At 73.6% G+C, this 12,414-nt stretch carries 7 protein-coding genes; 2 read left to right on the forward strand and 5 right to left on the reverse strand.

The annotated features are described in order from the left end of the window. Positions 1–665: 665 nt before the first annotated feature. The 5 genes from ACEN8D_RS04965 to ACEN8D_RS04985 form a co-directional block, all read right to left on the reverse strand. Positions 666–2,573 (reverse strand): DUF7402 domain-containing protein, encoded by a 1,908-nt coding sequence (locus tag ACEN8D_RS04965; RefSeq protein ID WP_495601178.1) that lies wholly within the window; start codon positions 2,571–2,573, stop codon positions 666–668. Between the two features lie 42 nt (positions 2,574–2,615). Next, positions 2,616–3,590 carry a glycosyltransferase family 2 protein gene (locus ACEN8D_RS04970; RefSeq protein WP_070416441.1) on the reverse strand — a complete coding sequence of 325 codons (975 nt, stop codon included), beginning with the start codon at positions 3,588–3,590 and terminating at the stop codon, positions 2,616–2,618. Then, entirely contained in the window at positions 3,587–4,417 is an 831-nt protein-coding gene (locus tag ACEN8D_RS04975; protein WP_413400158.1) for a glycosyltransferase family 2 protein, read from the reverse strand. The genes ACEN8D_RS04970 and ACEN8D_RS04975 overlap by 4 nt, the downstream gene beginning before the upstream one ends. A gap of 274 nt (positions 4,418–4,691) precedes the next feature. Beyond that, positions 4,692–7,436 carry an alpha/beta fold hydrolase gene (locus tag ACEN8D_RS04980; RefSeq protein ID WP_413461534.1) on the reverse strand — a complete coding sequence of 915 codons (2,745 nt, stop codon included), beginning with the start codon at positions 7,434–7,436 and terminating at the stop codon, positions 4,692–4,694. A 158-nt stretch (positions 7,437–7,594) separates the two neighbouring features. Continuing rightward, a complete protein-coding gene (locus ACEN8D_RS04985) occupies positions 7,595–8,935 on the reverse strand; it encodes a glycosyltransferase family 2 protein (protein ID WP_309779873.1) in 1,341 nt (446 codons plus the stop codon). Positions 8,936–9,228: 293 nt separating this feature from the next. Here ACEN8D_RS04985 and ACEN8D_RS04990 point away from each other — a divergent pair, with 293 nt between their 5' ends. After that, entirely contained in the window at positions 9,229–11,409 is a 2,181-nt protein-coding gene (locus ACEN8D_RS04990) for a hypothetical protein (protein WP_495601179.1), read from the forward strand. Continuing rightward, positions 11,399–12,283 (forward strand): glycoside hydrolase family 16 protein, encoded by an 885-nt coding sequence (locus ACEN8D_RS04995; RefSeq protein ID WP_413399751.1) that lies wholly within the window; start codon positions 11,399–11,401, stop codon positions 12,281–12,283. The genes ACEN8D_RS04990 and ACEN8D_RS04995 overlap by 11 nt, the downstream gene beginning before the upstream one ends. The last annotated feature ends 131 nt before the right edge of the window (positions 12,284–12,414 follow it).

The raw sequence follows: 12,414 nt of genomic DNA on the forward strand, positions 1-12,414 counted from the left end.
CGTGCTCTTCCCGCGCGATGCGCGCCGTTCCCGCAGGCGTCCGCCCGCCGGTACCGCGCCGCTCGCCGCGATGAGGTCGCGCCCACGACGACGGTCACCCGCGGCGGCACGCGCCGCACCAGCGTGCGAGGTCGCGCGCACGGTGCGAGGCCTCGCGGGCCGCACCGCGCGCGGAACCTCGCACGCTGCACCCGCGACCCGCGACCCGCGCACACGCGCGGACGACGAACGGGAGGCGCGGTACCCACCGGCACCGCGCCTCCCGTCCGCCCCGTGGTCGCGCCGACGGCGACGGTCACCCGCGGCGGCACGCGCCGCACCAACGTGCGAGGTCGCGCGCACGGTGCAACGCCTCACACGCCGCACCGCGCGTGGAACCTCGCACGCTGCGCCCGCGACCCGCGCAAACGCGCGGACGGAAGGCGCGGGGCGGGCCGGCACCGCGCCTCCCGTCCGCCCCGTGGCCGCGCCGACGGCGACGGTCAGCCGCGGCGGCACGCGCCACACCAGCGTGCGAGGTCGCGCGCACGGTGCGAGGCCTCGCGTACCGCACCGCACGCGGAACCTCCCACGCTGCACCCGCGACCCGCGCACACGCGCGGACGACGAACGGGAGGTGCGGTACCCACCGGCACCGCGCCTCCCGTCCGTCGAGTGCTCCCGGGTCAGCCGGTGAACGCCCGGAACTCGGCCAGGCCGACGTTCCGCGTGCTCGCCGACACCCCGGTGACGGTGAACCGGACCCACGTGACGTTGCGCGTCGAGAAGTCCACCGTGAGCGGCGACGCGTCGTTCGGGAGTGTCCCGACCGCCACCTGGCTGCCGTCGGAGAACGTCAGGGTGCCGCTCGTGACCTGGTCATCGCCGTTCGGTCGGTCGTACAGGACGACCCGGTTCAATGCCTTCGACGAGGCCCAGTCGAGCTGCAACCAGACACCGGTCGTCCCCCAGGGAGCGACCCACTCGGCGGTCGTGTTGTCGGGGTAGCCGCTGACGACCCCGTCGATCGCCTTGGCGGCGGTCTGCCCGGTCGAGGTGTCGTCCCACGCCGCGGTGGCGGTCGCCGAACCCGTGACGTCGGTCGCGCCCCCGGGCGTCGGCGTGGGCGTGGGAGTCGGGGTCGGGGTCGGGGTCGGCGTCGGCGTCGGGGTGGGCGTCGGGGTCGGCGTCGTGCTGCCTGGGGCGAACGTCCGGATCTCCGCCAGGCCGACGTTGCGCGTCGTCGCGCTGACGCCGGTGACGGTGAACTTCACCCAGCTGACCTGCCGGGACGAGAAGGTGACGCGGGTGAAGGCGCCGCCGTTGTCGAGCGTCGGCACGGCGACGCTGCTCCCGTCGGAGAACGTCAGCGTGCCGGCCGTGACCTGGTCGTCGGCGTTCGGACGGTCCGCGAGGTCCACGGCGCCGAGCGTCACCGCGCTCGACCACGCGAGCTGCAGCCACGAACCGGTGCCCCCTCCGCGGGTCGCCCACTCGGCGGTCGGCGCGTCGGGGTAGCCGCTCGCGACGCCGTCGACGGCCTTCACGGCGGTCTGCCCGTCCGCGGGGTTCTCGCTGCTCGCGGTGACGGCCGCACCGGCGGTCACGTCGGCTCCGACGGACCCGCCCGAACCGGTGCCCGGGTCGGTGGGTGTCTGCGTGCCGACGGTGTACTCACGGCTGAGCCACGAGCCCTCGGGACGCGACGAGCACGACGCCACCGAGGCGCAGGTCTCGGCGTCGTACGCGGAGTAGGCGAAGAACGCGTTCCCCTTCGCCTGCGTCTGCGCGGCGGTGAGGTTCGAGGGCTTGTCCGCGATCGGGTACCCCATGTACCCGGTGAGCGTGCTCGCCGTCGTGAGCTGCTGCTGCGCGGACTTGGTGAGGTACGCGACGGTGTGGTGGTCGCTGTGGTCGCCGTCGCCGTAGGTGCCGACGTGGTCGAGGGTGTGCACCTCCTGCGGCCCGTACCCGGTCATCAGCGCGAGCACGGTGGCCTGGAGCTGGGCGAGCGTGTAGGTGGTCCCGTAGGTCGCACCGGAGACCGTGCTCATGCTCGTGATCGAGCGCTGGTAGAGCTTCTGCAGGCTCTGGTACCGGGTGGCGGCGAACCCGGAGCCGTCGATGTTGCCGTCCGGCAGCTGCAGGTAGACAAGGCTGAGCCGCGGGTCCGCCGTCAGGGTGCGCGTCACGACGGTCTTGCCACCGGCGCTGACCGAGCCCGAGGTCCAGGCGCTCGTGACGCCGGCGAGGTTCGCGTAGGCGGCCTCGAGGCCCGTCTGCCGGCCCTTCCAGTACGTGGCGGACTTGCCCGCGTCCCCGGCGGTGACGATGACCGAGCGGACGCACTTGTCCGCGTCGATGTCCTTGCGGAGCTCGGTCCCTTCGAACAGCAGGTCGTCGTCGGCGTGCGCCACAACGGTGAGGACCTTCCCCGCGCTGCAGTCCGCGGTGGTCGCCGCACCGGCACCCGACGGCGCGAGGAGGCTCGGCGCCGAGACGGTGGCGCCCGTGATGACCGCTGCCGCGACCGCGAGTGCCACCTTCCAACGGCGTCGGATGGTGGCACTCGGGGTCGGGGCGTCTCGCTGCATGTCGTCTTCTGTGCGTGGGTGGGTCGGGTGGGTGGGTGTCGGTCAGGGAGCGCCGACGGGCTGCTGCACGGGCGCGGACACCGGGGCGGGTGCACGGACCACGACGGTGCCGAAGACACGGCCGACGGCGTAGCCGAACACGGTCGAGACCGCCGAGGTCACGATCGCCAGGGCACGGAGGCCCCCACCGCGACCGAGGGCCCCGAGCTCGCGGAGCACCGCGCCGGGCAGGACCCGGGTGAGGTACGTCGACTCGCTCGAGAGCGAGTCGCGGGCACCGACCCGGCGGCTCAGCACGGCCTTCGAGATGCCCTCGTAGTAGCTCCGGCGTCGCAGGTACCGCATCGTGACGCGGTCCGGGGAGACCCGGTGCGAGACGTTCGAGCGCGGCTCGAAGCGGATGCGGGCGCCGGGACGGATCCGGGCGATGCGGATGCAGAGCTCGGTCTCCTCGCACCCCAGCGGGTGGTTGCCGACGCGGCCGATCCCGGAGCGGAAGCCGCCGGCGGCGAGCACGACGTCACGGTGGAAGGCCATGCTCGACCCGATGACGTTGCGGACGTCCGCGGACGTGGTGGGGAGGCCGGTGTAGCTGCACCCGACGATCCAGAGCAGCTCGTCCGGGTAGGGCCCGGCGCCGGTCGCGGTCGGCCACGACGGGGTCGCCCGGCCGCCGACACCGACGACGTCGGGCAGCTCGAGCGCCTCGACGAGGTGCATCAGCCAGTCCGGGTCGGCCGTCGCGTCGTCGTCCAGGAAGGCGACGACGTCGGCCTCGGTGAGTGCGACACCGGTGTTGCGCGCACCCGAGAGGCCGCGGTCCTCGGCGTTCTCGACGACCCGGAGCTCCGGCCAGCGGGCGGCCGCTCGGCGGAACAGCTCCGGCTCGTGGTCGATGACGACGATCACCTCGGTCGCGTCGGGCTGGCGCTTCGCCGACTCGACCGCGTCCTGCAGGTCACCCCAGCGCTGCTGCGTGTAGGCGCAGATGACGACGGCGACCGTCGCGACGCTCACGCCGCTTCCTCGTCCATCGCCGGCACGGCGGCCGGGACCACGAGGCCCGAGACGGGGGTCGGCATGAGGCGCATGCGGGCCTTGGCCTCGCGGGCACGACGACGCTCGTGCATGATCGACTTCAGGACGCGGATGCCGTCGCTGACCGCGTTCAGGTTGCTGGTGCCGTGCACGCGGAGCTTCTCGTGGCTCGGCACCTCGGTGATCGCGAACTCCGCGGCGGACCAGCGGCAGGTCAGGATCGTCTCGATCTCGAAGCCGTCGCCCCAGCGCATCGAGCCGTCGGTCGGCTGCGGGAGCGTCGACGACAGGAGCCCGATCGTCGGCAGCGTGTCCGCCCAGAAGGCGTTGTAGCCGTAGCAGAGGTCGGTGTACCGCGCACGGAGCAGCACGTTGGAGATCATGTTGAGCCCCTTGTTGCCGAGGCCGCGGATGATCGTGATGTCGTCGCTGCCGCCACCGGGTGCGTAGCGGGAGCCCTTCGCGACGTCGGCACCGTCGATGAGCGCCTGCACGAAGCGCGGGATCTCGGCGGCGTCGGCGGAGCAGTCGGCGTCGAACATGACGACGACGTCGCCGGTCACGGCCTCGAAGCCGCAGGCGAGCGCGTTGCCCTTGCCCTTGCGGGTCTGCTGCACGACCTTGATCGCCGGCATGAGGCGCTGCGCCGTCGCGATGGTGTCGTCCACCGAGTTGCCGTCGACGAGGATCACCTCGTACACGGGCGGGAGCTGCGGGAGGATGATCTCGAGGTTGCGGGCCTCGTTCCTCGCGGGGATGACGACCGAGACGCGGGGGTCTCGGGGTCGGACGGTGCTGGCGGACATGGTGCTCCTGTCGGGTTCAGGCTGCATGCGGGAGTGGTCGAGGGAGGACCCGGCGCTGGGTGGGCGTCGGAACGGGGGTACACCGTTCCCTGGGCTTGGACCAACCATCGTCCGGCGGACGGGGCTGGTCAATGCGGGTGGGCACTGGTTGCGGACCCCCGAGTGCGGATACGGAAACCCGCAAGCCGCGGCCGGGTGGCGTGTCGGCACGCACGAGGGCCCTGGAGGCGCGGGGCGGGCCCGCCACGCGCCTCCAGGGCCCTCGCTGGTCACGTCAGGGACGCGACTCGTGCGTCGTGAAGGCGGCGCGCAACGCGGTCGCCAGCTCGGCGACGTGCGGCTCGCGGAGGAGCGAGCTGTGCTCGCTCTCGATGCGCACCGTGGTCGTCGCACCGCGGAGCACGTCGTTCCAGCCGTCCACGTCGGGGTTGCCGTCGGCGAGCACGAACGTCGCCGTGCCGTCGTAGGGCGAGGGCGTGTGCCGCCGCGTCACGATCGTGGCCTGGTCGAAGAGGGCGTCGAAGTCCTTCTGCCCGCCGTAGCGGAGGACACCGGCACCGTAGGCGCGGACGCGCTTGGCGAACTCCTCGCCCACCGGCACGCCGGCGGGCAGGATGCGCTTCGCCGCCCGGTCGAGCCCGCGCTTGAGTGCTCGGAGCGCCGGGTTGCGCACCGGGCTCTCCGCCATCCGGCCGAAGTGCAGCTGGGCCTGCTCGGTGCTGCTGCGCGGCAGGTAGCTGTCCAGGATCGCGACGTGCTCGACCCGCTCGCCGCCCTCGGTGAGGAGCTTCGCCACCTCGAGGGCGACGAGGCCGCCGAGGGAGTGCCCGACGAGCAGGTACGGGCCGCGGGGCTGGACGATGCGCATGAGCTCGACGGTGCGCCGCGCGGTGCGCTGGATGCTCCAGTCCGGGATCGCCCGTCGCTCGAGACCGTGCTGCTGGAAGGCGTACACGTCGTGCTCGGGCAGGTACCGGGACAGCGGCAGGAACGTCAGGCCGAGGGCTCCGGCCCCGCTGAGGCAGAACACGGGCGGGCGCCCGGGGACACGGGCCTCGGAGACCTTGACGACGTCGGGGTGGCTCGGCAGGGACTTCGCCCCCGAGCGCACCCGTCGGGCGAAGGCGCGCAGGGTGGGCTGTTCCAGGAGCTCCGACGCGCGGAGGTCGACGCCGAGCCGGGCCTGCACGATCGCGAGCATCTCCTCGGCGGAGAGCGAGTCGCCGCCGAGCGCGGTGAAGTCCTCGTCGAGGTGCACGCCGCGGAGTCCGAGCACCTCGGCCCAGATCTGCCCGACGACGAGCTCCCACTGGTCGTACTCGCCCTCGACCATCTCGACCTCGAGCGACGGCGCACCGGGCAGCTTCGCCCGGTCGACCTTGCCGCGCTCGTTGCGCGGCAGTTCGGGCATCGGGACGATCGCCGCCGGCACCATGTACTCGGGCAGCTTCGCCCGCAGTGCGCGTCGCAGGGCCGCCGGCGCCGGGGTGCGGCGACCGGGACGGCCGACGACGTAGGCGACGAGGCGCGTGACGGCGGGCGGGTCGACGAGGGCGGTGACGACGACGTCGTGGACGTCCTCGACGGCACGGAGCGCCGCCTCGACCTCGCTCGGCTCGACGAGGTACCCGCGGACCTTCACGGCGTCGTCGTCGCGGCCGAGCAGGACCAGGCAGCCGTCCTCCTCGACGCGGGCGAGGTCGCCCTGGCGCCACAGCGGGGTGCTGTCCTCGTCGACGGAGAGGTGCTCGCTCGTCTTCTCGGGCGCGCCCCAGTAGCCGGCGGTCATGCCGTCTCCGATGACCACGAGCTGGCCGGTCTCGCCCGTCGCGGCGATGGTGCCGTCCTCGCGGAGGACCCGGGCGGTCTTGCCCGGCGGCACGTACCCGGCCGGCACGACGCCGTCCGGCACGGCGTCGTCCGGACCGACCGGGAAGTAGGAGACCGCCCCCATCTCGCTCGACCCGAACCCGTTCCAGAGGACCGTGCGGGCGCCGAGGACCGGGCGTGCGGCGTGCACGTCGGTCCCGGTGATCGGCTCGCCGACCGTCATGACGAGCCGGAGCCCGGCGAGCGCGGGGTGCAGGTCCGTGCCGCGGTCGCGCACGGTGGAGACGATCGACCGGAGCAGGTGCGGCGTGCAGACCACGGCGGTGACGTGCTCGGCGGACATGCCCTCGAGCAGTCGCTCGGTCCCGAGGTCGCGTGCGTCGAGCAGGACCGCGGCGGCCCCGCTCAGCATGCTGTCGAGCGTGGTGAGGATGCCGGCGGCGAAGGACAGCGGCAGCACGACGCCCACGAGGTCGCCGGGCCGGTAGTCGGCGCTCCAGGCACTCTGCTCGGTGTTCCGGAGGAGCTGCCGATGCGTCATCGCGACGCCCTTCGGCAGGCCCGTGGAGCCCGAGGTGAAGACGATCGCGGCGGGGTCGGTGCCACCGGGGCGGGCGGTCGCTGCGGTGCCGGTGCCGGTCGCGGTGCCGGCGGCGGTCGCGCTGCCGGTCGCGGCCTGCTCGGTGCTCGTCGCGATGAGGGCGTCGAGGTCGTGCACGGTGCCGTCCGGGCCGAGGACCGCGGCGGCGAGGTCCGCACGGGTGTCGTCGGCGAGCACCTCGGCGATCCCCGCGAGCGTGACGACGTGCTGCAGGCGCGCCTCGGGCAGGTGGTCGTCGAGCACGACGATCGTCCGCCCGGCGGCGATCAGCGCGAGCATGCCCACCACGGTCTCGGTCGTGTGCCCGGCCATGATCCCCACCGGGACCGACGCGCCGGTGCGCTCGGGTCCGACGCCGGCGCCGGTGCGGTCGTCGGGCCGGAGGACCTCGGTGAGCCGTGCGGCGAGCGCCCGGACCGTCCGGTCCGTCTCGGCGAACGTGCGGGCGGTCCCGGCACCGGCGAGCGCCGGGGACTCGGGGAACGCTGCGACGACGCGCGTCCACCGGTCGAGGACCGAGTGGTCGTCGGATGCCGGGACGGCCGGTTCGACCGTCCGGTGACGCGCTGTCGGGTGTGTCGGACGCATTGCTTCTCCCCTGGGTCGTGCGGGCCGGTGGTGCGCTGCTGGTGCTTGGAGGACGGTAAGCCGACCCGACGCCCCGGATCGAGGGCCGAGGACCGCCGTGCGGGGAACCTGCGGTTTGGCGCATCCTCGCGATCCGCCGTGGATGCCCGGTGACGGACCTATCGGTTCGCTGTGCGCTCGCGGGCGCGGACGGTGCGGCGGGACCGCCCGTAGCGGAGCACACCACGCCCGACGGCCAGGAGCTCGACCCAGCGCATCCGTCCGACCTCGCGGAGGAACGCGGCGTCGTCGAGCGGCGCGTCCGCGGTGCCGACGGCGATCGGTGCCGCTGCCGGGGTGACGGCCGGCTCGGCGGCGGTGCCCGAGACGAGGTGGCGCACGGCCCGCGGGGCGCGATGCAGCGCCATCCCGAGCGTGCGGGGCTGCAGAGCGATCTTCGTGAGCCAGGCCCCGAGTCCGGTGCCGTAGCCCTCCGCCTGCTTCCGGAGCGCAGGGAGGTCCGCACGGTGCCGGTGCCAGACCAGCGCCGCGGGTTCGACGACGAGCGCCGCACCCGAGAGCACGACGCGAGAGAACATGTCGATGTCCTCGCCGCCGCCGGTGACCGTGCCGACGCCGAGTGCCTCGTCGAAGCCGCCGAGGTCGGTGATCGCCGACCGCCGCATCGCGAAGTTCGCACCCGTGCCGTAGTCACCGACCGCGAACGGGAAGAGCGGCCGGTCGACGGGCGGGGCCGAGAGGCGATGCACGCGCGGCACGAGGTTGCGCGACCAGGTCACCCGTTCGTCGAAGTACCGCTGCGTGGGGGTGCGGAGCTCACCGCTGGCGACGAGTCCGCTGACGCAGACGACGTCGTCCCCGCGGGAGAACCCCGAGGCGACGGCACGGAGCCACGCCCGGTCGACCACGACGTCGTCGTCCGTGAACGCGACGATCTCGTGCCGCGCGGCCAGGACGCCGGCGTTGCGTGCGCTCGAGAGGCCCGGGACGGGTTCGCGGACGTACCGCACGCGGTCGTCGTCGAGGGCCTCGACGAGTTCGCGCGTCGACTCGTCGGAGGGCGCGTTGTCGACGATGACGACCTCGAAGTCGGGGTGGTCCAGGGCGAGCAGCGAGTCGAGGGCGGCGCCGAGCTGGTCGGCGCGGTCACGGGTGCACAGGACGACGGAGGTGCTCGGCAGGCGGACCGGGATCGGCGGCTGCGGGACGGCGGGCAGGGCGGCGACGGCGGCGCGGAGCGCGGCGACCTCGATCGTCTCGTCGGACACCGGCAGGTCGACGAACCCGAGGGGTGCCACGCCGTCGCGGACGAGGAGCCTGGCCGACCGGTGACCGGCGGCGTCGTGCAGCCCCACCGTGCCGGCGTCGTCCCCGGGGACCTCGGCGAGGTCGACGGCACCGACCCACACGGCACCGCCCCAGGTGGGGTCGACGGCGCTCGACATCGGGCGGGCGAGCTCGACGCGGGGCGGGAGCGAGCGCTGGATGGTGTCGGTCATGGGAGGGCCTGTCTCGTGTCGGGGGACGTGCGCGGTCGCAGCCGGCCATCCCACCGTCGCTGCGGGGACGGCGGGGGTCAACGAGCAGGCGGAACCGTGCGGTTTCTCCTCGCTCGACGCCGGCCACGCGTGCGTGATCCCGCAATGCCGCAGGCCCTCCGCACTTCCCGGTGACCGCTCTCCCGTGCGCCCTCGGCCCCCGGTTACCGTCGAGACACCCGCAGGCCGCTGCCAGTCGCCGGCCCAGACCCGAAGGGACGCTCGATGCGTCAGTCGATCGCGGTGGTCGAGCAGTGACCGCCACCACGACCCCCACCAGGATGTCGCTCCGCCACGGAACCCGCGTGCTGCCGACCTCACCGGTGCCGTCCCTCGTCGCCGCGGGTCTCGGTTTCGCCGGAGCCGCCCTCATCGCGGCCGACGCGTCCGGTCCGCTCCGCACGGCCGTCGTGCTCGTCGCGCTGTTGGTCGTCCCGGGTCTGCCGGTGGTCCGGCTGCTCGGGCTCCGCGAGCCGATCGGGCGCGCCGGACTCGTCGTCGCGTCCAGTGCCGCGATCGACGCGGTCCTCGGGCTCGCGATGGTCTGGACGGGGCAGTGGGTCCCGCTGCCCGCCGCCGGGCTCCTCCTGCTCGTCGCCGGGTGGGTGTCGCTCGGCCAGGGCGTCCAGACCGCGCGCACCGCGCCCAGGTCGGCCCGCGCGCGGTCGGCCCTGCCGACCGCGGTCCTGGTCCGCACCGTCGCCGCGTCCGGCGTCCTCGTCACCGGAGCCGCGCTCTGGGCGGTGGGTGTCGCGCAGACAGACTCGACCGGACTGGGCGAGTGGGGCCTCCTGGCTGCACTGCCCGCGGTCTGGTGGGCCGGCGCCGCACTGGTGTTCGTCGTCGCCCTGGTGACGCTCGTCGACCGTCGCCACCACGTGGTGGTCCGCGCGGTGTCCTCGGGCGTCCTCCTGCTCGTCATGTACGGCACCTCGAACCTGATCGCCGCCGAGCCCCGACCGCCGTGGGTGTTCAAGCACATCGCGGTGACCGCGTACATCCTGCAGCACGGCGCCGTCGACCCGTCGATCGACATCTACAACCGCTGGCCCGGGTTCTTCAGCTTCAGTGCGTTCCTCGGCGCCGCCACCGGCACGCTCGACGCGGCGGATCCGGTGCGCTGGACGGAGCTCGCGTTCGCCCTCGCCGACGGGGCGCTCGTCCTCGGGATCGCACGGGCACTCGGTGCGAACGGCCGCTGGGCCTACGTCGCCGCGGTCCTGTTCAGCGCCGCGAACTGGGTCGGGCAGGACTACTACTCCCCGCAGGCGTTCGCGTTCTTCCTGTTCCTCGCGGCGGTCCTCGTCGCGCTGACCGTCCTCCGCGGCGAGCCCAACGTGATCGGGCGGTGGAGCGCGACGCTGACCGGCCGGCTGCTCCGTGCCCGCCGCTCCCCCGTGGCCGAGGCGGTCGCCACGCCGACGCGGGCCGCCGTGGTCGCGGCGGTGGCGCTCGTCGTCGTCCTGCAGTTCGTCATCACGGCCTCGCACCAGCTGACCCCGTTCGTGGTCGTCGCCGCGTTCGTGCCGCTGCTCGTGCTCGGCTTCCTCCGTCCCTGGTGGCTCGCCGTCCCGCTGACGCTGCTCCCCCTGCTCTACCTCGTGCCGAACCTCGACTACATCCAGGAGAAGTTCGGTCTCACCACCGGCTTCGACCCGGTGAGCAACGTCACCGCCGCGTCGACGTCGATCGCCATCCCGTCGATCGCGACGACCCTGCAGTCCCGCGCGGTCCTCGGGATCACGGCACTCGTCGCCGTGTGCGCCGTCATCGGACTCGTCCGGATGGTCCGCGGTGGGCACGCCAGACGCGCCCTCGTGGTGCTCTGGCTGGCGGCCTGCCCGATCGTGCTCGTGCTCGGGCAGAGCTACGGCGGCGAGGCAAAGTTCCGCGTCGTCCTGTTCTCCGCGCCGTTCCTGGCGATCGCAGCAGTGCACGCCTTCCACGGCCGCCGGCTCCGGATCGCCGCCACGGCCCTGGTGCTGACCGCGACCACCGCGCTGTTCCTCGGCGCCACGTTCCAGACCGAGCAGGCGAACCAGACCGCACCGGCCGACGTGGCCGCGGCGAAGTGGCTCGACGGCCGGTTCCAGGCGGACGACACCCTCACGACCGTCGGCAGCTTCCCGTCGATCATCGGCGGGAACTACGAGAACTTCCTCCGCCACTGGGGCCAGGTCGACTCGCTGCAGAGCGAGGCCGCGTGGTTCCCGAAGGGCATGACGGCCGACGACCTCACCGGTGTCCTGCAGGACCGCGACCAGGGCGGACACTCCTGGCTCGTGTTCTCGGCGGCGCAGCGGGCCGACGCCGTCACCCGCGGGACACTCACCGGCGCGCAGATCGACGCCATCGAGCGGTCCGTGGCCGACGAGGGCACCCTCCGCTACGACCGCGACGGAGTCCGGATCTACGAGGTGCGCGATGCAGCATGAGCCCGGGGCACGTCACCGGATGACCACCCGGCGGTCCTTCCTGCGCCGCGGCGTGACGATCGCCAGCATCGCGGGGGTCGCCGTGGTCGCCGGCACCACGGCCGTCGTGCTGCCCACGCGTGCCGGTGACTCGACCGCCCGCGCCGAACGCATGCCCACCGGAGCGCTCGAGTCCGAGGGGACGCGGTGGGTCCCCTACCTCGCACAGGACTTCGACCTCGACGCCGCGCTCGGCGAACTCCTCGCGGTGTACCCGCGGATGGCGGAGTACAGCGGGATGCGGGACACGTCGGGCAAGGGGCTCTACTCCCCCGACCAGGTGGTGTCGGTGCACGACTCGGTGCTCGACTTCCACCTCCGCAGCGACGGGTCCCAGCCCCTCGTGGCGACGGTCCTCCCCGCCGGCTACCGGGCGTACACGCACCAGCGCGTCTCGATCCGGTACCGCGCCGACGAGGTCCCCGGCTACAAGTTCGTCATGATCCTCTGGCCGCTGTCCGGCGACTGGAACGAGGGCGAGATCGACTGGCCCGAGGGCGACCTCACCGGCGACGTCCGCCCGGTGTCGGCGATCCCGGGCAGCTACGACCCCACGACCGAGGCGATGACGTTCCTGCCCGAGGACCCGACGGTGGTGTCCGGCGGGCAGACCGACTGGCACGTCGCGACCGTGGAGTGGACCGCCGACGCGGTGCGCTTCTACTGGGACGACGAGCTGCTCGAGACGGTCACGGGCGCGGTGCCCACGACGCCGATGCGCGTGACGCTGCAGGCGGAGACGATCATCCACGACGCCGAGGTGCCGGCCGACGCATCCGGGCACGTGCTCGTGGACTGGGTGGTCGCGTACCGGAAGAGCAGGGCGCAGTCCTGACCTGATCGGCCGCCCTGGCGTGTCGGGCTGTCGCCCGGCGTGTCGGGCTGTGGCCCGGCGTGTCGGGCTGTGGCCCGGCGTGTCGGGCTGTGGCCCGGCGTGTCGGGCTGTGGCCCGGCGTGTCGGTCCGT

Source organism: Curtobacterium sp. Curtsp22, from assembly GCF_059492135.1.